The organism is Dyella sp. 2RAB6, from assembly GCF_052115385.1.
In the GTDB taxonomy this organism is placed as follows: domain Bacteria; phylum Pseudomonadota; class Gammaproteobacteria; order Xanthomonadales; family Rhodanobacteraceae; genus Dyella_D.
Genome location: NZ_JBFRGP010000005.1, coordinates 1 through 25,387 on the forward strand (window position 1 = coordinate 1; position 25,387 = coordinate 25,387).

General features: G+C 66.8%; 25 protein-coding genes and 1 riboswitch. Of the genes, 11 read left to right on the forward strand and 14 right to left on the reverse strand.

From position 1 onward, the window contains the following. Positions 1 to 450 (forward strand): NAD-dependent epimerase/dehydratase family protein (locus tag AB4083_RS09920; RefSeq protein ID WP_441607629.1); only part of this gene is annotated, 450 nt, incomplete at its 5' end. Between the two features lie 119 nt (positions 451 to 569). Here the strand turns inward: AB4083_RS09920 and AB4083_RS09925 are convergent. The 3 genes from AB4083_RS09925 to AB4083_RS09935 form a co-directional block, all read right to left on the reverse strand. Next, on the reverse strand, positions 570 to 1,136 hold the full coding sequence (locus tag AB4083_RS09925; protein WP_441607630.1) for a hypothetical protein: 567 nt from the start codon (positions 1,134 to 1,136) through the stop codon (positions 570 to 572). Between the two features lie 159 nt (positions 1,137 to 1,295). Further along, positions 1,296 to 2,117, reverse strand: coding sequence for an NADPH-dependent 7-cyano-7-deazaguanine reductase QueF (gene queF / locus AB4083_RS09930; protein ID WP_441607631.1), 822 nt, complete (start codon positions 2,115 to 2,117; stop codon positions 1,296 to 1,298). A gap of 110 nt (positions 2,118 to 2,227) precedes the next feature. After that, positions 2,228 to 3,220, reverse strand: a complete 993-nt coding sequence (locus tag AB4083_RS09935; protein ID WP_441607632.1) for an aldo/keto reductase — start codon at positions 3,218 to 3,220, stop codon at positions 2,228 to 2,230. A gap of 115 nt (positions 3,221 to 3,335) precedes the next feature. On the opposite strand from AB4083_RS09935, the gene AB4083_RS09940 reads away from it, so the two are divergent. Further along, on the forward strand, positions 3,336 to 4,235 hold the full coding sequence (locus AB4083_RS09940; protein WP_441607633.1) for a LysR substrate-binding domain-containing protein: 900 nt from the start codon (positions 3,336 to 3,338) through the stop codon (positions 4,233 to 4,235). A 115-nt stretch (positions 4,236 to 4,350) separates the two neighbouring features. Here AB4083_RS09940 and AB4083_RS09945 read toward each other — a convergent pair whose 3' ends face one another. Beyond that, a complete protein-coding gene (locus AB4083_RS09945; RefSeq protein ID WP_441607634.1) occupies positions 4,351 to 4,740 on the reverse strand; it encodes an acyl-CoA thioesterase in 390 nt (129 codons plus the stop codon). A gap of 55 nt (positions 4,741 to 4,795) precedes the next feature. On the opposite strand from AB4083_RS09945, the gene AB4083_RS09950 reads away from it, so the two are divergent. The 3 genes from AB4083_RS09950 to AB4083_RS09960 all read left to right on the forward strand — a co-directional run bounded on the left by AB4083_RS09950 (position 4,796) and on the right by AB4083_RS09960 (position 8,013). Then, on the forward strand, positions 4,796 to 5,155 hold the full coding sequence (locus AB4083_RS09950; RefSeq protein WP_441607635.1) for an SMR family transporter: 360 nt from the start codon (positions 4,796 to 4,798) through the stop codon (positions 5,153 to 5,155). Continuing rightward, the gene (gene mdtI / locus AB4083_RS09955; protein ID WP_441607636.1) at positions 5,145 to 5,477 is read left to right on the forward strand and encodes a multidrug/spermidine efflux SMR transporter subunit MdtI; all 333 of its coding nucleotides are present in this window, start codon (positions 5,145 to 5,147) and stop codon (positions 5,475 to 5,477) included. The genes AB4083_RS09950 and mdtI overlap by 11 nt, the downstream gene beginning before the upstream one ends. A 214-nt stretch (positions 5,478 to 5,691) precedes the next feature. Beyond that, entirely contained in the window at positions 5,692 to 8,013 is a 2,322-nt protein-coding gene (locus AB4083_RS09960; protein ID WP_441607637.1) for a DPP IV N-terminal domain-containing protein, read from the forward strand. Between the two features lie 124 nt (positions 8,014 to 8,137). Here AB4083_RS09960 and AB4083_RS09965 read toward each other — a convergent pair whose 3' ends face one another. Genes AB4083_RS09965 through AB4083_RS09975 form a run of 3 tightly spaced genes read right to left on the reverse strand, consistent with a single transcriptional unit; the run spans position 8,138 to position 11,575 of the window. Continuing rightward, on the reverse strand, positions 8,138 to 9,046 hold the full coding sequence (locus AB4083_RS09965) for a hypothetical protein (protein WP_441607638.1): 909 nt from the start codon (positions 9,044 to 9,046) through the stop codon (positions 8,138 to 8,140). A 26-nt stretch (positions 9,047 to 9,072) separates the two neighbouring features. Beyond that, on the reverse strand, positions 9,073 to 11,187 hold the full coding sequence (locus AB4083_RS09970; protein ID WP_441607639.1) for a M56 family metallopeptidase: 2,115 nt from the start codon (positions 11,185 to 11,187) through the stop codon (positions 9,073 to 9,075). 1 nt (position 11,188) lies between these two features. Continuing rightward, positions 11,189 to 11,575 (reverse strand): BlaI/MecI/CopY family transcriptional regulator, encoded by a 387-nt coding sequence (locus AB4083_RS09975; protein ID WP_441607640.1) that lies wholly within the window; start codon positions 11,573 to 11,575, stop codon positions 11,189 to 11,191. 395 nt (positions 11,576 to 11,970) lie between these two features. On the opposite strand from AB4083_RS09975, the gene AB4083_RS09980 reads away from it, so the two are divergent. The 3 genes from AB4083_RS09980 (at position 11,971) to AB4083_RS09990 (ending at position 13,911) form a co-directional block, all read left to right on the forward strand. Beyond that, a complete protein-coding gene (locus tag AB4083_RS09980) occupies positions 11,971 to 12,168 on the forward strand; it encodes a hypothetical protein (RefSeq protein ID WP_441607641.1) in 198 nt (65 codons plus the stop codon). Positions 12,169 to 12,174: 6 nt separating this feature from the next. After that, the gene (locus tag AB4083_RS09985) at positions 12,175 to 13,059 is read left to right on the forward strand and encodes an SPFH domain-containing protein (protein WP_441607642.1); all 885 of its coding nucleotides are present in this window, start codon (positions 12,175 to 12,177) and stop codon (positions 13,057 to 13,059) included. A gap of 177 nt (positions 13,060 to 13,236) precedes the next feature. Continuing rightward, positions 13,237 to 13,911: a DUF2076 family protein gene (locus AB4083_RS09990; RefSeq protein ID WP_441607643.1), complete on the forward strand. Its 675-nt coding sequence runs from the start codon at positions 13,237 to 13,239 to the stop codon at positions 13,909 to 13,911. Between the two features lie 123 nt (positions 13,912 to 14,034). On the opposite strand, the gene AB4083_RS09995 is transcribed toward AB4083_RS09990, so the two are convergent. The 4 genes from AB4083_RS09995 to AB4083_RS10010 form a co-directional block, all read right to left on the reverse strand. Beyond that, positions 14,035 to 14,565: an REP-associated tyrosine transposase gene (locus AB4083_RS09995; RefSeq protein ID WP_441607644.1), complete on the reverse strand. Its 531-nt coding sequence runs from the start codon at positions 14,563 to 14,565 to the stop codon at positions 14,035 to 14,037. A 129-nt stretch (positions 14,566 to 14,694) separates the two neighbouring features. Then, positions 14,695 to 15,720: a ribonucleotide-diphosphate reductase subunit beta gene (locus tag AB4083_RS10000; RefSeq protein ID WP_441607645.1), complete on the reverse strand. Its 1,026-nt coding sequence runs from the start codon at positions 15,718 to 15,720 to the stop codon at positions 14,695 to 14,697. A gap of 180 nt (positions 15,721 to 15,900) precedes the next feature. Next, positions 15,901 to 18,321: a ribonucleoside-diphosphate reductase subunit alpha gene (locus tag AB4083_RS10005; RefSeq protein ID WP_441607882.1), complete on the reverse strand. Its 2,421-nt coding sequence runs from the start codon at positions 18,319 to 18,321 to the stop codon at positions 15,901 to 15,903. A 255-nt stretch (positions 18,322 to 18,576) separates the two neighbouring features. Beyond that, positions 18,577 to 18,803: riboswitch (cobalamin riboswitch) on the reverse strand. Positions 18,804 to 18,925: 122 nt separating this feature from the next. Beyond that, positions 18,926 to 19,306, reverse strand: a complete 381-nt coding sequence (locus AB4083_RS10010; protein ID WP_441607646.1) for a peptidase C13 — start codon at positions 19,304 to 19,306, stop codon at positions 18,926 to 18,928. Positions 19,307 to 19,372: 66 nt separating this feature from the next. Between AB4083_RS10010 and AB4083_RS10015 the strand changes: the two genes are divergently transcribed. After that, positions 19,373 to 20,230 (forward strand): alpha/beta hydrolase family protein, encoded by an 858-nt coding sequence (locus tag AB4083_RS10015; protein WP_441607647.1) that lies wholly within the window; start codon positions 19,373 to 19,375, stop codon positions 20,228 to 20,230. Between the two features lie 7 nt (positions 20,231 to 20,237). Here AB4083_RS10015 and AB4083_RS10020 read toward each other — a convergent pair whose 3' ends face one another. Further along, positions 20,238 to 21,563: an amidohydrolase gene (locus AB4083_RS10020; protein ID WP_441607648.1), complete on the reverse strand. Its 1,326-nt coding sequence runs from the start codon at positions 21,561 to 21,563 to the stop codon at positions 20,238 to 20,240. A gap of 186 nt (positions 21,564 to 21,749) precedes the next feature. On the opposite strand from AB4083_RS10020, the gene AB4083_RS10025 reads away from it, so the two are divergent. Continuing rightward, positions 21,750 to 22,598 (forward strand): S1 family peptidase, encoded by an 849-nt coding sequence (locus AB4083_RS10025; RefSeq protein ID WP_441607649.1) that lies wholly within the window; start codon positions 21,750 to 21,752, stop codon positions 22,596 to 22,598. 251 nt (positions 22,599 to 22,849) lie between these two features. Here the strand turns inward: AB4083_RS10025 and zapE are convergent, their stop codons facing one another. Both zapE and AB4083_RS10035 read right to left on the reverse strand, forming a co-directional pair. Continuing rightward, positions 22,850 to 23,965, reverse strand: coding sequence for a cell division protein ZapE (gene zapE / locus AB4083_RS10030; protein ID WP_441607650.1), 1,116 nt, complete (start codon positions 23,963 to 23,965; stop codon positions 22,850 to 22,852). Positions 23,966 to 23,989: 24 nt separating this feature from the next. Continuing rightward, positions 23,990 to 24,682 carry an alpha/beta hydrolase gene (locus AB4083_RS10035; RefSeq protein WP_441607651.1) on the reverse strand — a complete coding sequence of 231 codons (693 nt, stop codon included), beginning with the start codon at positions 24,680 to 24,682 and terminating at the stop codon, positions 23,990 to 23,992. 57 nt (positions 24,683 to 24,739) lie between these two features. On the opposite strand from AB4083_RS10035, the gene AB4083_RS10040 reads away from it, so the two are divergent. Continuing rightward, positions 24,740 to 25,345, forward strand: a complete 606-nt coding sequence (locus AB4083_RS10040) for an ACP phosphodiesterase (protein WP_441607652.1) — start codon at positions 24,740 to 24,742, stop codon at positions 25,343 to 25,345. Positions 25,346 to 25,387 lie beyond the last annotated feature (42 nt).

Consider the following 25,387-nt stretch of genomic DNA (forward strand, 5'->3'; position numbering starts at 1 on the left):
CGGCCGGATATGGCGCTGTTCCTGTTCACCAAGGCGATCCTGGCCGGCGAACCGATCCGGGTGTTCAACGAAGGACGGCACAAGCGCAGCTTCACCTACATCGATGACATCGTCGAAGGCGTGGTGCGTGCGCTGGATACGGTGCCGGGCAAGGACCCCACCTGGGATGCCACGCATCCGGATCCGTCCACCAGCGGTGTCGCGCCGTACCGGCTCTACAACATCGGCAACGAACAGCCGGTGGAATTGCTGCGCTATATCGAGGTGCTGGAACAGTGCCTCGGGCGTAAGGCGACGATGGAGATGCTGCCGCTGCAAGCCGGCGACGTGCCGGAGACCGAGGCGGATGTGTCGAGCCTGGTCGAGGCGGTGGGTTATCGGCCGAAGGTGTCGGTGGAAGAGGGTATCGCCTCCTTTGTCGCCTGGTATCGCGAGTACTACAAGGTCTGACCACCACGCCGCGCAGGTTGGGGTGAGCCGCAGGCGAACCCCAACATCAGGAGCCATCAACGCCGCGCACTGTTGGGGTTCGCCTGCGGCTCACCCCAACCTACGTTGGGTGTGAGGTTTTAGCTTTTTGCTACCTCGAAATCCTGCGTCGACACTGCCTTCCCATCCACCGTAATCACCACCTGGTACTTCCCGATCGGCCACTGGTTCGGATTGCGTACTTCGAACGTGGTCACCGCCGGCCCCTCGGTGGCAATCGACTGGCTGGTGCTGACGATCTGTCGCGACGTCCCTTCGAGATACGTCCACGTCGCATTCAAGGTGGCGCTGTCGGTCACGCCCTGCGTTTCGACCGCGGCATAGATGGTCTTCACGCTGGGCGCAAAACGCGTCTTCGCCTCGGTGACGCGATGGTCCGCCATCACGTCGTCGCCGACGGTGACGCTGGCGACGCGGAAGGTCTTATCCACGGGCGCCACGGCAGCCTTGGCCGGCGACGCGGAAGACGCCTTGGGCAGGTGGATATCCGGAACGGCAGCCGGCGCCGTGGCGGGTGGCTTGGCCGGTGCGCTGGCGGCCGCTGCGGGTGCGGTGGCGGGCGGCGCCTCGTGCTTGCCGCAGGCGCCCAGCGCGAGCGCGGCGGTCAGGCAACAGACGCCGGCGGCGTGGCGTTGAAAGCGATGCATGGCAATCCCCCTTCCGATCGTCGATCCATGGATGAACGGCGCGAACGCATGGTGTTCCCGAAGCACCAAGCTAGGCCTGTCGCGATGAAGCGGCCATTAGCGGCGGACACCGCGCGACAGGTTTTTTACGAACGCTTCGCGCCGCCTCGGCGCGCCTTGTTATTGGCGCGCGCCGCGCGGATTGCCCGGAGCAGCCTCGGCGCTGGCGCGGAACGGATTGATGTCCAGGCCGCCGCGGCGCGTATAGCGAGCGTAGACGCTCAGCTGTTGCGGCGCGCAGTGGCGTATCACATCCACGAAGATGCGCTCCACGCATTGCTCGTGGAACTCGTTGTGATTGCGGAACGAGACCAGGTAGCGCAGCAGCCCCTCGCGATCGATGCGCGGTCCGCGATAGCGGATCTGCACGCTGCCCCAGTCGGGCTGGCCGGTGACCGGGCAGTTGGAGCGCAGCAGGTCGGAGACCAGGGCTTCGTCCACTATGTCGTTGGCGTCGGCGCGCAGGTAGTCGGCCCTGGGCGGGCCGTAGTCGTCGATGGCGATGTCCAGCGCGTCGACCGACTCGCCTTCCAGGTCGATCACCGCGTGTGCTTTCGCGCTCGCTTCGCTGAGCAGGACCTCGATCTCGGCGCCCGCGGCGGCGGAAAGATCGCGGTGCAGCGTGGCGGCAAGCCTCTGCGCGTCGTCGATGCGCTCCTGTGCGAAGCCGTTGAGGTACAGCTTGAACGACTTCGATTCGATGATGTTCGGCGAGGTTGCCGGCACGCGGAATTCGGCCAGCGCCACGCGCGGCTTGCCGCGTGCATCCAGCCACGACAGCTCGTAGGCGTTCCAGATATCCACGCCGTGGAACGGCAGCGGCGCGCTGACGCCGATCTCGTCGCGCTTGGCCTGGCGGGGGATGGGGAACAGCAGGGAGGGGTCGTAGCGGTCGGCGTAGACCGTGGTCTTGCCGAGGGGGGAGTGTTCGGGAGTGCTCATGGCGGGCATTTTACCCGCCGTAGGTTGGGGTGAGCACCAGCGAACCCCAACGGGGGCCGACGCAAGGTTGGGGTGTGCTTGCGCTCACCCCAACCTACGCAAGGATTACCTCAGGCGTTGAGGAACTTCAGCATGGCCTCGGCGTAGCGCGGGCCGGCGATCGCATCGGGCGGGAAGATCGCGTCGATCGTTTCCAGCTCGGCGGCGCTCAGCTTCACCTCGAGCGCGCCCAGGTTCTCGTCCAGGCGGTCGCGGCGCTTGGTGCCGGGGATGCCGATCACCTCGTCGCCCTGCGCCAGCACCCAGGCCAGGGCCAGCTGTGCGGGCGTGCAGCCCCTGTCCTTGGCCAGGTCCTTCACCTTGTCGACCAGCTCGAGGTTGCGCGCGAAGTTCTCGCCCTGGAAGCGCGGGCTGCTGCGGCGATAGTCGTCCGCCTCGAAGTCGTCCGGGCTCTTGAACGCGCCGGTGAGGAAGCCGCGGCCCAGCGGCGAGTAGGCCACCAGCGCGACGCCGAGCTTGCGGCACATGGCCAGCACGCCATTTTCCTGCGGGTCGCGCGTCCACAGCGAGAACTCACTTTGCACCGCGACGATCGGATGCACCGCGTGCGCGCGCTCGAGCGTTTCGGCGGAAACCTCGCTCAGGCCGAGGTAACGCACCTTGCCGGCCTGCACCAGCTCGGCCATGGCGCCGACGGTTTCTTCGATCGGCACGTGCGGGTCGAGGCGGTGCTGGTAGTACAGGTCGATCTGTTCGATGCCGAGGCGCTTGAGGCTGCCCTCGACGGACTCGCGCACGTACTCCGGGCGGCCGTTGATGGCGCGGAACTGCGCGTCGGCCGGGTCGCGCACGATGCCGAACTTGGTGGCCAGGAAGACCTGCTCGCGGCGGCCGCGGATGGCCTGGCCGACCAGCGTTTCGTTGAGATGGGGGCCGTAGACGTCGGCGGTGTCGAGCAGGGTGAGGCCGCGGTCGAGCGCGTGGTGGATGGTGGCGATCGACTCGGCGTCGTCGCGCCCGCCGTAGAACTCGCTCATACCCATGCAGCCCAGGCCGAGGGCGGAAACCTTGGGACCGTTGCGGCCAAGCAGTCGTGTTTGCATCGCGGGGCTCTCTACTGAGGGGAAAGTGAGCACATGCTGCGCTTGCGCGGTTGATGGATAAATGCTCAATAATCGCCATCTCTGTTTCATATCCATCAACAATGGGGTCCCGGCCATGGATCAGCTGCAAGCCATGCGCGTCTTCGCCCGCATCGTCGAGCTGGGCAGCTTCACCCGTGCCGCGGACGACCTGAGCCTGCCGCGCGCCACGCTCACCCACACCATCAAGCGGCTGGAGGCGCGCCTGGGCGCGCACCTGCTGCAGCGGACCACGCGCAGCGTCAGCCCGACCCGCGACGGCGAGGCCTACTACGGCCACTGCGTGCGGCTGCTGGCCGACGTGGACGAGGTCGAGGCGGGCTTCCGCGACGCGGCCACCCAGCCCAAGGGGCGCCTGCGCGTGGACATGCCGGCCACCCTGGCGCGGCACCTGATCGCGCCGGCGCTGCCGGATTTCTTCAGGCGCTACCCACAGGTGGAACTGGAGATGGGTACCAGCGACCGCTACGTCGACCTGGTGCGCGAGGGCGTGGACTGCGTGGTGCGCTCGGGCGAGCTGCCCGATTCGGAGCTGGTGGCGCGGCGCATCGCCACCATGCAGCAGGTGACCATGGCCAGCGCCGACTACGTGCGGCGCCATGGCCTGCCGACCAGCCTGGCCGACCTGCACCAGGGCCACCTGGCGGTGAACTGGGCCTCGCCGAACACGCGCCGTGCGACCCCGCTGGAATTCATGGTGGGGCGCAGCTTGCGCGAGGTGAGCCTGCCCTCACTGGTCACCGTCAACGGTTCGGACGCCTACGCCGCCTGCTGCGAGGCGGGCCTGGGCATCGCGCAGTTCCCGCGCTATCGCTTCGAAGAAGCGCTGGCCAGCGGCCGGCTGGTGCCCATGCTGAGCGACACGCCGCCGCCGCCGATGCCGCTGCACGTGGCGTATCTGCGCCAGCGCCAGTTGCCCTTGCGGCTGCGTGTGTTCATCGATTGGGTGGCGGGGCTGGTAACGACGCTGGCGTAGGTTGGGGTGAGCGAATGCTAACCCCAACGTGGCGACAAGGCCGGGGTGTGTTGGGGTTCGCTGGCGCTCACCCCAACCTACGCCGGATTACGCCGGGTGGTCAGGCCGGGAGGCCTCAAGCGAGCGGCGGCACATCCGTCGGCGAGCCGTTGGAATCCAGCGCCACCATTACGAAGCGGCCGGTGGTGCAGACGCGGCGGTCGCCGCTGAGCGGGTCCTCGGCGGTCATTTCCACTTCGACATGCATCGAGCTGCGGCCCACTTCCACGATGCGCGCCAGCAGTTCCACCAGCTGGCCCTTGCGCACCGGCACGCGGAAGCTCACTTCCTCCGAGCGTGCGGTGACCACGATGCGGCGCGCATGGCGCGAGGCGACGATAAACGCCGCCTTGTCCATCCACGCCAGCGCCTGGCCGCCGAACAGGGTGCCGAGGTGGTTGGTGTGATCGGGAAAGACCATCTCCAGCAAGGTGGCTTCGGGCAGGGCGGTAGCGTGCTTGGTCATGGCGTGATCGGGTGCAGGGACTAGGATGGGGATGGGAGGCCCGAAGGAGGAACGGATGCGTTACTGGCTCTTCATGGCGGCAGCTATTCTGACGGAAGTCGCCGGCACCTTGGCGATGAAGTACGGCGCGCACCACGACACGCGCACGTTCGGCCTGGGCGTGATGTACGTGATGCTGGTGCTGTCCTACACCGCGCTGGCGATGGCGGTGCGGCGGATTCCGCTGGCGGTGGCCTACGGCGCGTGGGAAAGCCTGGGGCTGGTGTTGATCACACTGTGCAGCGCGTGGCTGTTCGCCGAAGCGCTGAGCGTGGCCAAGCTGGTCGCGATCGGCGTGATCATCGCTGGCATCGTGCTGCTGGAGCAGGGCACGGAAGAGGCGCTGGCAGCGCAGGAGGCGGGCCATGCTGCCTGAGTTCGCGCCGATCCACCTGCTGTATCTGGCGATCGCGATCGTGCTGGAGATCGCGGCCAATGTGCTGATGAAGCAATCGCACGGTTTCGCGCGCAAGCCGCCGGCGGTGGCGGCGATCGCCTGCGCGCTGGCCGCGTTCACCGCGTTGAGCTACGCGGTGGAAGGCATCCAGCTGTCCGTGGCTTACGGCGTGTGGGGCGGCGTGGGCCTGATCGCCACCGCGGTGCTGGGCATCGCCATGTTCGGCGAACGCCTGCGGCCGAAGGGCTGGCTGGGCCTGGCCCTGATCATGGGCGGCGTGATCCTGTTGAAGTTCGCCTGACTCGTCATTCCGGCGCAGGCCGGAATCCAGTCGCGGCAACATCCGATTGTCGCACTACCCGCGCGCCGCCCTGGCTTTATGGCTGCGGGGGGACTTCTGGCAGGGGTGTGGCCATGACCTCCGGACTACGATCGAACACTTTGGACGGCCGGCTTAAGCTTCCGGCAAGCCATGGCGGGCTGCGCATCACGCCAATCCTTAGGGGAGTCGACAGATGAGTTTGAAGATGGATGGTTCGCGCCTGCTCGGCGCGCTGGTATTGAGCGCGCTGTCGGCCGGCGTGGCCGCGCAGGCCGTACCGCCAAGGACGCTGACGGCGGACGATTACGCCAAGGCCGAGAGCTTCATGAATTACCGCGCCGCACCGCTGATCGACCATGCGGTGAACAGCGTCGACTGGCTCGACGACGGCCACTTCTGGTATCGCGACCACGATGCCCAGGGCGACCACTATCTGCGCATGGACGCCGCCGGCAAGGCGGAACCCGCTTTCGACCAGGCCAAGCTCGCCGCGGCGCTGAGCAAGGCCAGCGGCAAGACGGTGGACGCCGGCAAGCTCGGCATCACCGAATTCGACGTGGCTGCCGACGGCCAGCTCGACGTCGGCCTGCGCGGCAAGCATTACCTGTGCGATCTGAAGGGCGACGGCGTCTGCGCGCAGCCCAAGCACGGCGACGAGCCGGGCGTGCTGTCGCCGGACAAGAAGACCGAGGCCTTCATCCGCCACTGGAACCTGTGGCTGCGCGACGTCGCCACGGCCAAGGAAACCCAGCTCACCACCGACGGCGTGGAAGACTACGGCTACGCCACCGACAACGCCGGCTGGAAGCACACCGACAGCGCGATCCTGGTGTGGTCGCCGGATTCCAAGCAGATCGCCACCTTCCAGCAGGACCAGCGCAAGACCGGCGACATGTACCTGGTCAGCACCAACGTGGGCCATCCGAAGCTGGAGAAGTGGAAGTACCCGCTGGTCGGCGACGAGCACATCACCATGATCGAGCGCGTCATCATCGACGTGCCGGGCAAGCAGGTGCTGCGCCTGAAGATGCAGCCGGACCAGCACCGCTCCACCCTGTGCGATGACGTCAGCTGCGGCCGCGACGGCGGCTGGGACGACGTGCAGTGGGCGCCGGACGGCAAGACGCTGGCCTTCGTGTCCACCTCGCGCGACCACAAGCAGTCGTGGTTCCGCATCGCCGATGCCAAGAGCGGCGACGTGCGCACCGTGTTCGACGAGAAGGTGGCCACGTACTACGAGAGCGGCAACGACAAGGTCAACTGGAGCTACCTGCCGGAGACGCACGAGGCGATCTGGTTCAGCGAGCGCAATAACTGGGGCAACCTGTACCTGTACGACCTCAACACCGGCAAGCTCAAGCGCGCCATCACCACCGGCGAGGGCAATGTCACCCAGGTGCTGCACGTGGACGCGAAGTCGCGCACGCTGTGGTTCCGCGGCGTGGGTCGCACCGCTGGCGTGAATCCCTATTACCAGCAGTACTGGAAGGTGAGCATCGACGGCGGCAAGCCGGGCCTGCTGACCCCGGAAGCCGCCGACCACAGTATCTGGCCGTCGCCCGACGGCAAGCTGTTCGTCGATGCTTATTCCACCAGCGCCACGCCGCCGGTGACGGTGCTGCGTTCCAGCGATGACGGCCACACCGTGGCCCAGGTCGCCAAGGCCGATATCAGCCGCCTGCTCGCCACGGGCTGGAAGGCGCCGGAGCCGTTCACGGTGAAGGGCCGCGACGGCAAGACCGATCTCTATGGCCTGATGTACAAGCCGACGAACTTCGATCCGAACCAGAAGTACCCGATCGTCGACTACGTGTATCCCGGCCCGCAGACCGGCTCGGTGGGCACGCGCAGCTTCAGCGTCGGACGCGATAACCAATCGCTGGCGGAGCTGGGCTTCATCGTGGTGGCGATCGACGGCATGGGCACGCCGTGGCGCTCCAAGGCGTTCCACGACGCGTACTTCGGCAACATCATCGACAACACCTTGCCGGACCAGGTGGCGGGCCTGAAGGAACTGGGCAAGCGCTACGCCTGGATCGACCTGGACCGCGTGGGCATGTGGGGCCACTCCGGCGGCGGCAATGCCACGGTGGGCGCGATGTTCATGTATCCGGAGTTCTTCAAGGTCGGCATCGCCGAGAGCGGCAACCACGACAACCGCAATTACGAAGACGACTGGGCGGAGAAGTGGCAGGGCCTGCTGGTGAAGGACAAGGACGGCAAGAGCAACTACGACAAGCAGGCCAACCAGGTTTATGCCGACAAGCTGAAGGGCCATCTGCTGCTGGCGCACGGCACGATGGACGACAACGTGCCGCCGTACCAGACGCTGCTGGTGGTGGATGCGCTGATCAAGGCCAACAAGGACTTCGATCTGCTGCTGATTCCCAATGCGCACCATGGTTATGGCGCGGCGAGCCTGTACATGACGCGCAAGCGCTGGGATTACTTCGTGCGCTACCTGATGGGTGCGACGCCGCCGAAGGAATATGAGTTGAAGATGCCGAAGGATTAAAAAAACGGGCCCGCAAGGGCCCGTTTTTTTGTAGGTTGGGGTGAGCCGAAGGCGAACCCCAACAAGCCTCGCATCGCATCGCCACGTTGGGGTTCGCTGCGCTCACCCCAACCTACGCCGTTGCTCAGCGCGCCTCTACCGGCTTGGCCACACCCTTCGCCAGCGCTTCCTTGATCAAGGCGTCGAGCTGCGCATGCGCCTTCTGGTTGGCGAGTTCCTGCCGCTTGCCCAGCGCCCCCTGCTTCTCGCCCAGCGCTTCCTGCTGCCTGCCGAGCGCATCCTGGTCGTGCGCCATGGCTTCCTGCTCGCGTTCCAGCGCTTTCTGCTGCGCTTCCAGGTCGGCGCGCGCCGCGGCGATCTTCTGCCGCCCAGCAGCGAGATCGGCTGCCGGCTTGCCCTGTGCCTCCATCCCTGCAAGCTGCGCCTCGCGGCTGGACAGCTCCGCTTCCTTGCTGGCCACGCTGCCCTGGCGCGAACCGAGCATGCCCTGGCGCTGGCCGAGACTGCCCTGCTGCGCACCGAGCTTGCCTTGCTCGCCGCCGAGCTTGCCTTGCTCCTTGCCCAGCGCTTCGACCTCGGCATACGCGGCCTTGGCGCGATCGAGATAGGCCTGGTCGCGGATCACCCAGGCCTCGCCGTCGCGGCGGAACCACAGCAGCGAACCTTTGCCGTCCTGTAGCCGGCGCACCGTTTCGACATCGCGGTCGGAGCCGTCGAACATCACCGAGTCGCCGTCGATCAGCGCGAGCCCTTCCGCGCTGTCTCCATGGGTCTGGATGGAGATGTGGCGCGCACCGAAGCGGGCGAAATCGGCAGGCGGCGGAGGCGGCGGCACGGGCGGTACCGGTGGCGGGGACGGCGGGGGCGGCGGGGGAGGAGGAGGCGGCGGCGGTGGTGCGACCGGCGGCGGTGGCGGCGTGGTGGTCTGCGCGGCCAGCAGCGTCAGCGGCGCGGCAAGCAGCAGCACCGAGAACAGCGCCGCACGCCATGCGGCATGGCGCGGACGTTCGAAAGCGAGCGGGGGCAGCTTCATCGACAAGGTCTCGTCAGGGGGGGCGATCAACGGTTCTTGCTGGGTTGGGCCTGGCCATCGGCGACGGCCTCGTCGATCAGCCGGTCGAGCTGGCTGTCGACCTGGCGCGAGACGTCGCGTTCGTGCCTGGAGATGTCCGCCTGCTGGCGGGATAGATCGGCCTGGCGGCGATTGAGCTCGGCCTGTTCGCGGTCGACGTCGGCGCGTTGGCGATCGATATCCGCCATCTGTTCGTCGATGCCTTTGAGGCGGCCATCGAACGAAGCGGCGACATCGGCTGCCTGCGCGCTGTCGTCCCGGCGCAGCTTCAGGCGTTCGTTGCTGATCGCCATGCGTTCGCTGTCCAGTTCGAAGCGGCGCGAGGCCATGGCCGACATGCGTGCCGCCAGGCCGCCCTGCTGCCCGGCCAGTTCGCCCTGCCGTCCGGCCATCTCACCTTGCTGGCGAGCCATGTCGCGCATCGGCGCGTAGGTGTCCTTGGCCCGCTGCAGCAGCGCGCGGTCACGCGCCACGTAGGTCTGGTCGCCGCGGCGGATCCACAGCAGCGGCTCGTCGCCGCGCTGCAGTGCGCGCGCATTGGCCAGGTCGCCTTCGGTGCCGCGCAGGGTGATGTAGTCCGGCTCGATGATGGCGAAGCCGCGCGGCGCGCCGTCCTGGAGATCGACGTCCACATGCGAGGCGTGGCCGATGCGTACCGGTGACGGCGGCGCGGAAGGCTGCGGCGGCGGGGGGGGCGGCGGTGGGGGCGGAGAAGGCGCTGCCGGGGGCGGCGGTGGCGGCTCCGGCGCGAGCGGAGGCGTGGGTATGGTCGCAAGTGAGGCCCTGGCCGCGGGCGCTGCCGCGGGCGCTGCCGCCGGCGTCGGCGTCGGCGAAAGGGCGAGCAGCATGCGCGTGGCGGGCTTCGCGGCAGCGACTGGCGCGGGCGTCGCCGCGACCGGTGCCGGCGTGGCGGCGACGGTGGGCATCGGACGCGCCGCTGCCACGGGGCGTGTCGCCGGAATACTTGGCGACGGCGCGGCGTCTGCTTCCGCCGCTGGCGTTCCCGTCGCCTGCTGCTCGTCCAGCGTGGCGCCGCCGCCGGCATGCACGGTCATGTCCATGCCGCGCGCGGTGACCCGATAAGGCAGCGCACCGGCCAGCGCCACCAGCACCACCAGCAGCCATGCGCCCAGGCGCGGCGGCACGCGGTCGGTCTGCTGCAGCAGGGTGAGGCGGCGCTTGAGGTTCTGGAAGGTGGGCGAGGCGCCGGCCAGGCCGGAGGAGACCGGGAAGGCCACGCCCAGGCGCAGCAGCAGGCGGCCGTAGTCCTGCGGTTCGGCACGGGAGCGGTCCAGTACCTGCGCATCGCACGCTGCTTCGCGATGAAACGCGTATTCGCGCATCGCCCAGCGTGCCAGCGGATGGAAGAAGAACGCACGCTGCGCCAGCGCCGGAATCCAGCCCAGCCACAGGTCGCCGCGGCGCAGATGCGCCAGTTCGTGCGCCAGCGCCATCGCGCATTCGTCCGCATCCAGCGTGTGCTCCGTCGGCAGCAGCACCACCGGACGCCACAGGCCGGCGACCTGCGGCGACACGATCACTTCGGAGCGGCGCAGGTCCGGGCAGCGGCGCAGGCCGAGCGCACGCGCCTGTTCGGCGCATTGCGCAAGCAGCTTCGCATCGCGCACCGGTTCGGCGTTGCGCATCACCGCGCGCGTCTCGCGCCATTCGCGCAGCGCGCCGAGCAGTTGCAGCGCCATCGCCAGCAGCCACAGGCTGACCAGGGTCTCGCGCCAGGGCAGGGGCCGGGCCGGCGGGTCATACGCCCGCGCCGACGCAGCCAGCGGCACCGGCACCGGCACCATCGGGCTGCCGGTCACCGCGGTATGGATCGCGATGCCATGTTCCTGCGGCAGTTCGCCCGACAGCGCGGTGGAATCGGCCGACGGTGCCAGCAGCGGCAGCTCCAGCGGACGGCCCAGCGCGAGGCCGAGCATCAGCTGCAGGCCGACCAGCCACCACAGCAGGCAACGCATCGCTGGCGACCAGCGCGGCAGCCAGCGGCACAGCAGCCATACCGCGCCGATCAGGACGGCGGCCTGGATGGAGGTCCAGATCAGGCGATCGAGCAGCAGGTCGGCGAAACGGAAATAGCCGTCCATATCACTTCTCCTTGCGCCGCGACTGCAGTTGATTGACCAGGGCTTCCAGCTCGGCCAGCTCGTTGTCGCTGACCTGGGCTTTCTCGGACATCCAGGCCACGAATGGCGACACCGAACCGGCCAGGGTCTTTTCCACGAACTGATCCACCGCCTGCCGCATCGCCTCGCCGGGACCGGTGGCGGTGCTGTAGCGATACATGCCGCCCGCCTGGCGGCGGCGCACATAACCCTTGCCGCGCAGGCGTTCCATCATGGTCAGCACGGTGGAACGCGCCAGGCCGCGCGCTTCGCCAAAGCTGGTGGCCACCTCGCCGACCGAGGCAGGCTCGTGTTCGGCCAGGTAATGCAGCAAGGCCAGTTCCTGGTCGCCGATCGAAGGCTTGGGCATGACGGGTGATCCGCTTGACTACAAGTGTAGGCACGCTACCCCCTGACTACAGCTGTAGTCAATAGGCCGGAACGGACGGATCGCCTGTGCTGTAACGATGTAGCGTTTTCGCTCCGGCGCGAAAAAGCGGGAGTAGAATGCGCCGCCACCACCACCTGACCCCGCGCACTGGAGTGCGCATATGAAGACTCTCGACGCTCGTCGCTTGGCTTCCTCTCCCCAACGCGCTGCCGCGCGGACCGCCATCTCCGTCCCCCGGACCTGAGACTGCCAACTACTGCCTAGGCCGCCGCCGAAACCATCGGCGCATCGCCGGTTGCTCGCGTGCGCGTGTGCGCCGAGCGGCGATGCGCGGATCGCTTCGCATCCGCCATGAATCGCAAGGAGTCCCCGCCATGAAAGCGCTGTTCGCGCGAGCGCTGGCCAGTCCCTGGCTGCTCGCGCTGTGCCTGCTGCTGTACGTCGGTTTCGTCGGTCCGCAACTGATCTCCGCCACGAACACGTTCGCCGTGATCGTCGGCCTGGTCGTGCTGGGCCTGCTCGCGGCCTGGAGCTATCGCTTGCTCAGCCGTTTTCTTCGTCACAAGGAATGACTGTCTATGAATCGCTTCGCTAAACGTCTTTCGATGATCCTGCTCGCGCTGTGCGCACTGCTGCTGCTGGCGGCCTGCGACAAGGTGCCGGCCGGCCACGTGGGCGTGAAGTTCCAGCTCTACGGCGACGGCAAGGGTTCGCTGCAGGAAATGCCGCCCGGGCGTTACTGGGTGGGTTGGGGCTACGAGATGTACACCTTTCCGACGTTCACCCAGACCTATGCGTTCACCCGTTCGTCCAATGAAGGACGCCCGGTCGACGAATCGCTGAGCTTCCAGACCGCGCAGGGCCTGATCGTCAACGCCGACGTGGGCATGACGTATCACATCGACCCGAGCAAGGTGACCTTGATCTTCCAGAAGTACCGCAAGGGCATCGACGAAATCACCGACGTCTACCTGCGCAATATGGTGCGCGACGCACTGGTGAAGGAAGCCGCCAACCTGGATATCGAATCGGTGTACGGCAAGGGCAAGGCGCATCTGATCGAGGCGGTGCAGAACGACGTGGCCGCCGAGGTCAGCTCGGTGGGCATCGTGATCGAGAAGATCTACTGGGTCGGCGAGCTGCGCCTGCCGGACAACGTGGTGCAGTCGATCAACGCCAAGATCCAGGCCACGCAGATGGCCGAGCAACGCCAGAACGAAGTGGCGCAGGCGCAGGCCGAGGCGCAGAAGGTGGAGGCGGAAGCCGAAGGCAAGGCCAAGGCCGCGCTGACCATCGCCGAAGCCGAAGCCAAGGCGATCGCGCTGAAGGGCGACGCGCTGCGGCAGAACCCGAACGTGGTGCAGATGTCGGCCGTCGAGAAATGGGATGGCCACCTGCCCACCTACAACGGCGGCGGCATGTTGCCGTTCGTGAACCTGCAGGCGCATGAGGCGTCGAAGTGAAGCAGGCGGCGGAGCCCACGGGCTCCGCCGTTTTATCCAGGGCGCAAGTTCTTGTCGAGCTGAACGCGCGCAGCCCAACCGATGGCAGGGTGGCCTTGATGTCATCCGCCGCACGCATACTTCGAATTCCACGCGCGCGGATCCGGCCGTCGCCCACACACCACGAGGTAGCACCCCATGACTCCCCAGGAACAGCAACTTCTCGAGGATTTCCTGCAGCGCCTGGCCGCCGTGAGCGGCGTGGCCAAGGACGCCCAGGCCGATGCGCTGATCCAGCAGCGCCTGAACGGACATCCCGACGCGCTCTATCTGCTGGTGCAGCGCAGCCTGTTGCAGCAGCACGCACTGGATAATGCCAAGGCGCAGATCGCGCAGTTGCAGGCGCAGCAGCAGGGTGGCAGCAGCTTCCTCGGCGGCCAGTCGTCCGGCGGCTGGAGCCAGCCGCAGCAACCATCGACACCTCCGCCGATGCCGCAGCAGGCAGCCACGCCGGGTTGGCGTGAGCGGCTGTTCGGCGGCGGCGCTGCTCCCGCGCCGCAACCGCAGGCTGCGGCACCAAGCTTCCTCGCCAGCGCGGCGACCACCGCGGCCGGCGTGGCCGGCGGCATGTTCCTGTTCAACGGGATCGAAAGCCTGATGGGAGGCGGCCACCACGGCGGCGGGCTCTTCGGCGGCGGTGGACAGGAGACCGTGGTGGAGAACGTCACGCAGAACAATTTCTACGATGACAGCAACGGCAACGCACTGCAGAACGATCATGCGTTCGCGCAGGACAACAACGATTTCAACGGTGATCTGAGCGATGTCGGCGACGTCGGCTTCGACGACGATAACGACAACAGCTGGGTGTAAGCGGCCTTCCATCGCAGCAACAACATCCGGCGTAGGTTGGGGTGAGCCCTAGGCGAACCCCAACACTCGTGGCGTCCAGGCAGCCCCGTTGGGGTTCGCTATGCTCACCCCAACCTGCGCGTGCTACGAGGAGCGTTCGCCGCCTGGGAAATGGGTGGGATCGCACGCCCAATCCTCGGTAAGAACGCCTTGCCGGATATAGCGATGGATCGACGAATAAGGCCAGTCGCTGGCTCGTGCGGTGTAGCCGTGTTTAACCGGGTTGATATGGACGTAATCGATGTGCCGCGTAAGGTCGCGTTGACTGCGAATCTCGTGCTCCCAGTAGCGGCGCTGCCAGATGCAGCGCTCGCTTTTCTTTCGGCGCGATGAGCCTATCGCTTCATCGGGCTGCATCGCGCGGGAAAAGCGCTGCTTGATGAGCATCCAGCGAGTCGAGTAGTCGCTGTCTCCTTCGGGCAGCGTCCAGATCGCATGCATATGGTCCGGCATCACGGCCCAAGCTACGGCGGTGAGGGGATGCCCGCGCAAAGTGGCTCTTACCGCGTGGCGCAACATGTCGATGCGATCGACCAGCAGGTGGCTGGAGCGATCAGCGAGATTGAGCGTGAAGAAGAATGTGCCGCCCGGTGTGCGGGCTCTGCGATAACGCATGGGTCTCGTTGGGGTTCGCTGCGCTCACCCCAACCTACGGATGCACGCATCCGATCACCATCGGCGTAGGTTGGGGTGAGCCGAAGGCGAACCCCAACATCGAGCGTAGGGAGGTGCCGAGAGCTGGCGTCAGAACGCCATGTCGAACGCCACTTCGCCCTGCACACCCACCTGATACGCCGACACGCGGCGCTCGAAGAAGTTGGTCACTTCCTGCACGTCCTGCAGGTCCATGAAGTCGAACGGGTTCTTCGCGCCGTACTTCTTGGGCAGGTCGAGCTGCGCCAGGCGCTGGTCGGCGCAGTACTCCAGATACTGGCGCATATCCTTCACCGACAGGCCGGCCACGCCGCCGGAGAGCACGTCCTCGGCGAACTGCGTTTCGCAGGCGATGGCGTCTTCCAGCATCTCTTCCACTTGCATGCGCATGGCCTCGTCGAACAGGTCCGGCTCTTCGGCGCGCACCGTGCGCACCACGTCGAAGGCAAAGCCCATATGGCCGGATTCGTCGCGGAACACCCAGTTGGTGCCGGCGGCCAGGCCATGCAGCAGGCCGCGCGAGCGCAGGAAGTACACGTAGGCGAAGGCGGCGAAGAAGAACAGGCCTTCGATGCAGGCGGCGAAGCAGATCAGGTTGAGCAGGAACTGGCGGCGCTGTTCGCGCGTTTCCAGGCGCTGCAGGTTCTGCACCGAGTCGATCCACTTGAAGCAGAACTCGCCCTTCTGGCGGATCGAGGGGATGTTCTGGATCGCGTCGAATGCCTTGTGGCGCTCGGCCGGATCGGGAATATAGGTGTCCAGCAGGGTGAGGTAGAACTGCACGTGCAGCGCTTCCTCATACAGCTGGCGCGACAGATACATGCGCGCTTCCGGCGCGTTGATGTGCTGGTACAGGTTCAGCACCAGGTTGTTCGCCACGATGGTGTCGCCGGTGGCGAAGAACGCCACCAGGCGATGGATCAGATGGCGGTCGGCATCGCTCATCTTGGACTTCAGGTCGGTGACGTCCAGCGAGAAATCCACTTCCTCCACCGTCCAGGTGTTCTTGATGGCGTTGCGGTACATCTCGTAGAACTCGGGATAGCGCATCGGGCGCAAGGTGAGTTCGAAGCCGGGATCGAGGATGTGCTGGCGGCGGGTGGTTTCGGTGGACATGGTTGATCCTTGCGACAACGTGGGGCGAGCAATCCTTCTCCCTCCGGCGACCCGAAGGTAGTCCCCGTGGGAGAGAAGGTGCCGGCAGGCGGATGAGGGTTCGGGCGGAGTGGGGCTCATCACTCCGGCCGTACCCTCACCCCAACCCCTCTCCCGATGGGAGAGGGGCTTCGCGTGTACTTACTGGCAGGCTTCGCAGTACTCGGGGTTTTCCAGCGAGCAGAACACGGCCGCCGCGGCCTGCTCCTGCTCGATGACCGGTGCCGCGACCGCCTTCGGCGATGCCGACACCGTGGTCTTGGCGATCTTGGTCGCCGGCCTCGAACGCAGGTAGTACGTGGTCTTGATGCCCGACTTCCACGCGTACATGTACATGGAACTCAACTGCCCGATGTTCGGGTTTTCCATGAACAGGTTCAGCGACTGGCTCTGGTCGATATAGGCGCCGCGCGCGGCACCAAGGTCGATCAGCGCCTTCTGCGGCAGCTCCCACACCGTGCGGTAGATCTGGCGCAGGCGCTCGGGGATGTTGGCGATGCCCTGGATCGAGCCTTCCGCCAGCTTGATCGCGTCGCGCACTTCCGCCGTCCACAGGCCCAGGGTCTTCAGCTCATCGACCAGGTAGCGGTTGACCACCAGGAAATCCCCGGACAGCGTCTCGCGCTTGAACAGGTTGCTCACCTGCGGCTCGATGCACTCGTAGCAGCCGGAGATCGAGGCGATGGTGGCGGTCGGCGCGATCGCGATCAGCAGCGAGTTGCGCAGGCCGTGCTCCTTCACGCTGGCGCGCAGCGATGCCCAGCGGGCGTCGTCGTTCGGCTTGGCCTGCGGCCAGTAGTCGAACTGCAGCTCGCCGTTGGCGGCGCGGCTTTCCGCGAAACCCGGATGTGCGCCGTGCTCGCGCGCCAGCTCGTTGGACATCGACAGCGCGTGGAAGTAGATCTCCTCGGCGATGCGCGTGGACAACGCCAGCGCCTCGGCCGAATCGAACGGCAGGCGCAGCTTGAAGAACACGTCCTGCAGGCCCATCACGCCCAGGCCCACCGGGCGCCACTTCTGGTTGGCGGTGCGCGCGGTGTCGATCGGATAGAAGTTCAGGTCGATCACGCGGTCGAGTTGGCGCACGGCGGTGCGCGCGGTGGCGGCGAGCTTGTCGAAGTCGAACACGCCGTCCACCACGTGGCGCGCCAGGTTCACCGAGCCCAGGTTGCACACCGCGGTCTCGCCGGCGTTGGTCACCTCGAGGATCTCGGTGCACAGGTTGGACAGGTGGATGACGTTCTGCGGCTTGGCAGTCTGATTGCTGGTGGCGTTGCTGCGGTCCTTGAAGGTCATCCAGCCGTTGCCGGTCTGGGCCAGGGTGCGCAGCATGCGCGCGTACAGATCGCGTGCCTTGACCTTCTTCACCGCGATGCCGGCGGCTTCCGCTTCGCGGTAGGCGCGCTCGAAGGTCTCGCCCCAGCTGTCGACGAAGTGCGGCACGATCTTCGGATCGAACAGCGACCACTCGCTGTCGCTCTCGACGCGGCGCATGAATTCGTCGGGAATCCAGTTGGCCAGGTTGAGGTTGTGCGTGCGGCGCGCCTCGTCGCCGGTGTTGTCGCGCAGTTCGAGGAATTCCTCGATATCCGCGTGCCACGGTTCCAGGTACACGCAGGCCGCACCCTTGCGCTTGCCGCCCTGGTTCACCGCGGCGACCGAGGCGTCCAGCGTCTTCAGCCACGGCACCAGGCCGTTGGAATGGCCGTTGGTGCCGCGGATCAGCGAGCCGCGTGAACGCACGCGCGAGTAGGCCAGGCCGATGCCGCCGGCGAACTTGCTGAGCTTGGCTACGTCGCCGTACTTCTCGTAGATCGACTCCAGCGAATCGGTTGGCGAGTCGAGCAGGAAGCAGGAGCTGAGCTGCTCGTGCGCGGTGCCCGCGTTGAACAGCGTGGGCGAGCTGGCCATGTATTCCAGCGAGGACAGCAGGCGGTACAGCTCCAGCGTCTCGCTGATTTGATGGGTGCCCCCCTCGTTGCCGCCCAGCGCACAGGCGATGCGCATGAAGAAGTATTGCGGCGTCTCGATCACCTTGCGCAGCTGCGGATGGCGCAGCAGATAGCGGTCGTACACGGTGCGCAGGCCGAAGTACTCGAAGCGGCGCGTGGCCAGCGGGTCGATCGCGTCGTTGAGCTTGCGCGCATTGGCGGCGACGAAGTCGCGCAGGCGCTCGTTGAGGATGCCCAGCTCCGCGCCGCGCGCGACCGACTGGGAAAAGCTCTGGATTTCCTGGCCGCTCACTTCCTTGTCGACATATGCGCCCAGCAGGCGCGCGGCGAGCTGGCCGTACTCGGGTTCCTCGGCGGTGAGCGCGGCGGCGGTGCGGATCGACAGCTCGTCCAGCTCGCGCGTGGTGGCGCCGTCGTACAGGCCGCCGATGGTCTTCAGCGCCACCCGCAGCGGATCGACCGCGTGCAGGCCTTCGCCGCTGCGGGTCACCGCGCGCACGATCTTGTTGACGTCGACGATCTCCTGGCTGCCGTTGCGCTTGGTCACACGCATCTGGCCAGGGTTGTGCGGAGGGGTGAGGGCGAACGGCGTTTCCGCGACGGCTTCCATGCGCGCGGGCTCAGGCGTGGCCGCGTCGGTGGCGGCGGGGAAGGCGGATGCGTCCGCGCGATCGTCGGTGCGTTCGCGCGAGTCGGTATCGATAGGTTGCATGGCGGCATCGCTCCAGGCCAAAGGCTTCAACGACCTGCTCCCGCGCGCAGGGCTGAGACAGGACGGTTTCTGCGCGGACGGCCGTGCGCCGGAGCGAATGCTCCGCGCCACGGCGCGCCTCCCCGCGGAAGCCGCCATCACTCATCGCGACGCTCTTGTCGCGATGTGCCGGCAGGTCTTCGGACTCGCAGACATGGATCGTTCGTGGGCGATCGATCCGACCTACTTGCCCCCGCTTCCCAGCCTCCCGGGCCAGTGCGATGGGAGCTTTCGTTTCCGCTTACCGCTGCGGGGCAGTTCCGGATTCAAACCGGATTCCCTATTAAGCCAATCCGACCGTGGGTCTGAGAAAGGCACCGACCGGCACAACATATAGGGGTTAGCCGGGGTCGGTCAACCCAATAACTTGTGCATAGATCGGTGGATAAGTGGCCTGGTGCGAGGCGTGGCGCGGGCTGGCGGGTTTCCCAAAATCTTGTGGACCCGCCCGTGCCGGGCAAGCTCAGGGCTCGATCGTGAAATCCACCTCGATCGGATACGGCGCCGGGCTGGCCGGGGGAGCCGGCAGCTTCCAGTTGGCGAAGCTGCTGAGCAGGCAGGTGGCCACGTCGGTGGGGGCGCGTACTTCGACCCGGCCCAGGCTGCCGTCCGGGTGCACCTCGGCGACCAGGGTGAACGGCGTTTTGTTGGGCTTGGGCAGGGAGGTGATACAGGCCTTGAGCGCGTCGGTGGTGCGGTCGCCGATCGCGGCCCACATCGCCTTCTGGTACTCCGACCCGCCCTTGGCGGCCTCGGTCAACTTCGCCTGCTGCACCCGCGTTGAGAAATCGTCCGCCGGCAGGCCGGGCGTGGATAGCAGGGCGAGGAAGAGCAGGCTGGTCATGGCGGGGCTCCTTGCGGGAAAGGCCGCCACGTTACCGCAGTGCAAGCCACCGAAGGGGAGAGGGTCATGCCGAGGTCGCCGAAGATCGTCGCCGCGCTGCTGGCGCTGGCTGCTACCGCGCAGGCCGGGGCGGTGGAACGTGTGGAGGTTCCGCGTTCCGATGGAGCGAGCACGCCGCTGATGGTGTACGAACCGGCCGCGACGAAAGCCTGCCCGCCCTTGCTGCTGGTTTCGCATGGCGCCGGCGGCAGCGAGCAGGGTCTGCGCTATGTGGGCGAGGCGCTCAGCGCCGACGGCTGGCGGGTGGTGGCGATGGGCCACCGCGAAAGCGGCCTGCCGGTGCTGAAACAGGACTTGCGCAGCGGTGGCTTCAAGGGCGGCATCACCGCGCTGGTCACCGACGCACCGGCGTATCGCGCGCGCTTCCTCGATGTCGACGCTGCCCTGGCCTGGTCCGAACAGCGCTGCCCTGCGCCATTCAAGGCGCTATTGGGCCATTCGATGGGCGCGATCACGGTGATGCTGGAAGCTGGCGCGCATAACAAGTTGGGATTGGCGCCGAAGGGCGGCTTCGACGCCTATGTGGCGCTCTCGCCGGAAGGACCGGGGCCGGTGTTTCCCGCAGGCGCATGGGCACCGATCCGCGCGCCGATGCTGCTGGTTACCGGCACGCGCGATCAGGGGCTGGGCGGCGACTATCGCTGGCGCATGCAGGCGTTCGATGGGCTCGGGCCGGGCTGCCGCTGGCTGGCGATAGTGGACGGCGCCAACCATATGAACTTCGGCGGCGGCCAGTTCGCCGCCGGCGTGCAGAAGAGCACCACGACCCTGGTGGCGACTTATCTGGATGCCTTGCGCGCCGGCAGTTGCGGCATGCCTCCGGCCCTGGACGGCGTTTCGATTCGACAGAAGCCGCGCTCATAGCGTGCTTTCAACTTGCGTCCTGCTCCGGGGCGGCGGCCTCTGAAGCAGGCGCCTGCAGGTAGTCGAGAGTCGCCTGCAGCATGCCGGTCATGCCGATGCGTAGTGCTTCCTCATCCATGAAGAACCGGGGCGAGTGATTGGCCGGCGCCTTCGCCGCATCCTGCCCGGCTGGCGTGGCGCCGACGAAAAAATACACGCTTGGCACCGCCCTGGCGAAATGGGCGAAGTCTTCCGAGGGCATCGCCAGCGGGGCTTCGATCACGTGCTCGCCGCCGATCGCCTTGCCCAGGCTGCCGCGCACGCGTGCGGTCAGCGCCGCGTCGTTGACCGTCACCGGGTAGCTGTCGCCCATCGGGATCTGCGCCTCGACCGTGGCGCCGTTGGCGGCGGCGACGTGCTCTGCGATGCCGCGCAGGCCGTCGATGGCCTGTTGGCGCATGCCGGCATCGAAGGTGCGCAAGGTGCCTTGCAACTCCACTTTGTCGGGAACGATGTTGTGGCGCGCGCCGCCCTCCACGATGCCGAAGCTGAGCACCGCCGGCAGGGTGCCGATATCGAGCCTGCGGCTGACGATGGTCTGCGCCTGGTTGACGATCTGCGCTGCGGTGACGATGGGATCGACACCGTTCCAGGGCATCGCGCCGTGGGTCTGGCGGCCGTGGATCACCAGCTTGAAGCCGTCCGCGCCGGCCAGGGCGGGGCCGGGCCGCAGCGCGACCGCGCCGACGTTGAGCGTGCTGATCACGTGCATGCCGAACACGGCATCGGGCTTGAAGTCGCGGAACACGCCTTCCTTCAGCATCAGCGGCGCGCCGCCTTCTTCACCTGCCGGAGCGCCTTCCTCGGCCGGCTGGAACAGGAACATCACTGCGCCGGGCAATTCCTGCTTCATGCCGGCCAGCACGGTGGCCAGGCCCAGCAGCATCGCGGTATGCGCGTCGTGGCCGCAGGCATGCATCACGCCGGTGGACTTGCCGCGGTACTCGCCCTGCACCCGGGAGGCGAACGGCAGCTCCACTTCCTCGGTCACCGGCAGCGCATCCATGTCGGCGCGCAGCGCCAGCTTCGGCCCCGGCTTGCCGCCCTTGAGGATGCCCGCCACGCCGGTGTGCGCGATGCCGGTATGCACCTCCAGGCCGAGCTTCTTCAATTGCTCGGCCACCAGCGCGGCGGTGCGCGTCTCGCGGTTGCTCAGCTCGGGGTGCTGGTGGATTTCGCGCCGCCACGTGGTGACCTGGGGCAGTTCGCGCCGGACGAGCTGAGCGGTGTCGGTGGCTTGGGCCGAGGTGATCGAGACAGCGGCAAGAGTTAGTGCGAGCAGCGTGCGGCGCATCGTAAGGATCCTCCGGAATGGGGTGTCCGGAGTGCAGCGTATGCGTGCAGGTGTCCTGGTGGTGGCTTTCGAGGTCGCATTTGGGACCGTTCCCGATATGCAGCGCGCCCTGCGCGACTAACGCTGAAAATTCCGAAGAAATTTTCGGATTTCTGCGATGTATGAAACCGTCGGCGAGGCGTTTACTTGTCGCTGCGTAAGCGCTGGATTCCAACGCCCGTCGCGATGCATCTGGTAGCCCTTTTTCCATTCAATGGGAGACGCACCATGAAAATGCGCTCGAGAATAACGACGAACAAAATAGCGGCATGGATGGCCGGCCTGCTCGCGCTCACCATCGCGTGTCCGGCCTTCGCCGCGCCGCGGGGTTCCGTGGAAAGCAAGCCTGCCATCGAGCCGCGCATCATCGGCGGCCAGGAAGTATCCAGAGGGAAATACCCTTTCATGGCCTCAGTGCAATTCGGAAAGCAGCATTTCTGCGGGGGATCGCTTTACCGTCGGGATGTGGTGATTACCGCCGCTCACTGCGTCAGCGACATCACGGATGCAAACGCGGCGATGTTCACGGTGAGCATCGGGCAGACCCTGCTTTCGGATCAGGTCGGCGCGCAGCGCCGAGGCATACGAGCGGTGGCGATCAGTACGGCCGTAGCCTCCGATCTTGCCTTGGTGTTTCTCGATGGGTCCGTCCGTGGCGTCGTTCCCGTCAGACTGCCCACGCTGGGCAGCGATGCCTTGTACCGTCCCGGGCAGACGGCCACGGTACTGGGTTGGGGCAACACCGATGCGGAGCTGCCGTTTTTCCCGAATCGGCTTCGCGAGGTAGAGGTGCCCATGCTTGCGCCGGAGGAGTGTGCGATTGCCTATCCAGGGAATGATCTGGATACGTATTTCTGCGCAGGCATCCGAGGCAAGGATTCGTGCCAGGGCGATAGCGGCGGCCCGATCGTTCGCAGTATCGGTGGCCGCGTCTACCAGATCGGTGTCGTCTCATTCGGTAACGGGTGTGCCGAACGGGGAGCGCCGGGGGTGTAGGCCGACCTCAGTTCGGGTGATCTGTGGAACAGCCTCAGGTTCGTCTGGCAGAAATCCACCGAGGCCAAGCGACCGCGCATTTCCGGATCGAATGTCCGCTAGGTCGTGTTTTTCAGCCACTTTTCATGGCATGCGTGCCATGGCCCAGCGCTCTGGGTGCTGCGCGGACTGAAGGACGACAGGTCCACCGTCCGAAGAAAGCACAGCACGCCAGAGCGAGCGGCTCGGTGGCCCGCCGGCCGCCGAGCCGACTACGGCAGATGCGGCGAGGCCAGATACTCCTCGCTCTGCATCTCGATCAGCCGCGACTCCGTGCGCCCGAACTCCGCGCGCAGACGCTCGCCGTCGTACAGCTCGGTGATCGGCGCGGCAGCAGACAGGATCAGCTTCACATGGCGATCGTAGAACTCATCCACCAGCAGCACGAAGCGGCGCGCGGCGTCTTCGCTGTAGATGCTGAACTGCGGCACGTTGGAGACGATCACCGCCGGGCCGGCCTTGGCGATGGCGATGTAGTCGGCCACGGCGCGCGGGCCTTCGCACAGTGCGTCGAAGTCGAACCAGAGAATGTTCTCGGCGCGCTTGCGCAGCGGAATCGGGCGGTCATTGACGACGATGTCGCCGCCTTCCGTCGCTTCGCCCTGTGCCTGGGTGCTGAAGATGCGCGCCAGCGAGCGCTCGGCCTCGGCGCTGGGCGGGGTGAAGTACACCGGCGCCTGGGTCAGCGCGCGCAGGCGCCAGTCGCGCGAGGAGATCATCTCCACCACGTGGCAGTGCTTTTCCAGCAAGGCGATCGCGGGCAGGAAGCGCGCGCGCTGCAGGCCGTCCTTGTAGAGATTTTTCGGTTGCGTGTTGGAGGTGGTGACCAGGCTCACGCCGCGGGCGAACAGTGCCTCCAGCAAGGTGCCGATGATCATCGCGTCGCCGATGTCGTTGACCAGGAACTCGTCCAGGCACAGCACGCGGCAGCGCGCGGCGATGCCCTCGGCTACTTCCGGCAGCGGATCCTGGCGGTTGCCCAGTTCGCGCAGGCGTTCGTGCACCTCACCCATGAAACGGTGGTAATGCCGGCGCAGCGCGATGCCCTGCGGCAGGCTGGCCACGAACAGGTCCATCAGAAAGGTCTTGCCGCGGCCCACGCTGCCCCACAGGTACAGGCCAGGCACGGCCTCGCGCGGTTCGCTGCCGAGCAGCGACTTCAGTCGTCCGAACAGGCCGCTGCTGTCTTCGCGCGCGGCGGTCAGCGCCGCGTGCATGCGGTCGAACTCGGGCAGCACCGCCAGCTGGGCGGGATCGCTTTCCCAGCGGTGCGCGGCGACGCCGTCTTGGTAGCGCGCACTCGGCGCGATCGGAGGTGTTTCGCTCATGGGGAGAGATCGAGGCGGGGCGCGTCAGCCGCGCGGGGGCGGCAGCCAGTCCTGCACCACGTGCTTGATCGCGCCGCGCAGGTCCATCAGGCGGCGATGGAAGAAATGCCCGGTGTCGGGCATGCGCACCAGCTCGGGCTTCTTCGGCAGGCTGTCGATCCAGTCGAACACTGCCTGCGGATCGACCACTTCGTCGCTCTCGCCCATCACCACCAGCCAGGGGCAGGACGGCAGCGGGATCGCGTCGAACTCGTAGTGGCGGCGCGCAACCGGCGGGGCGATGCTGATCAAGGCATCGGCATCGAGCTCGACGGCGTTGCGCAGGCTGACGTAGCTGCCGAAGGAAAAACCGGCCAGCCACAGGGCGTCGCCCGGGCGCACGCTGCGTACCCAGCGCACCACCGCGGCCAGGTCGTCGCTCTCGCCGTTGCCGTAGTCGTGCTGCCCTTCGGAGGCGCCGGTGCCGCGGAAGTTGAAGCGCACCGTGTCCAGCCCTCGTTCGCGCAGGCTGCGCTCCACCATGGTCACCACCTTGTTATGCATGGTGCCCCCTTCCACGGGGTTGGGGTGGCAGATCACGGCCACGCCGCGGCGCGCATCGGCGGGCTCGGCGACGTTGCTGATCGTTTCGAGCTTGCCGGCCGGGCCGCTCAGCGCGAAGCTGGCTTCTTCACCGGGAAACTGATCCGGATCGTTGGGGAAGGCGATGGGAGTCATGCGCAGAATGATAACCGCCGGGCCGGTCCGCCGCCCGTCGGCGCGGGAACCGCGCGCATGAACCATCTGGCCCATGCCCTGCTGGCGGGCGATGACGCGGACCTGCGCCTGGGCGGCATGCTGGGCGACTTCGTACACGGCAAGCCCGATCCGCAACGGTTCCCGCCGCGGGTGATCGACGGCATCCGCCTGCATCGCGCCATCGACGTGTACACCGACGCCCACCCGGAGGTGGCGGAGGCGAGGCGCCTGCTGCCTTCGCCGTACCGGCGCTTCGGCGGGATCCTGCTGGACATGTGGTTCGATCATCTGCTGGCGCGGGATTTCGCGAGCTGGAGCGCCGAGCCGCTGGATGTGTATTCGGACCAGCTGCGCGCCTTGCTGCATCGGCATCGCGAGCTGCTGCCGGAAGGACTGCAGCGCTTCCTTGCTTATATGGAGGTCCACGGCCTCCCGGCCGGCTACGCCGAGCGCGGCGAGATCGAGCGGGCGCTGCGTGGCGTGTCCGCGCGCCTGAGCCGCGCCAATCCGGTGGGCGACGCGATGCCGGTGCTGCTCGAGCTGGAGCAGCCGCTGCACGAGCGCTTCGAGGCGTTCTTTCCGCAGCTGCGGGCCTTCGCGGCGGACTGGATCGCGAATGGGGAAGCCTCCGAACTGCGCTGAAGAGCACTGTGCTAAATTGCATAGCAATTGCTATACATGGCA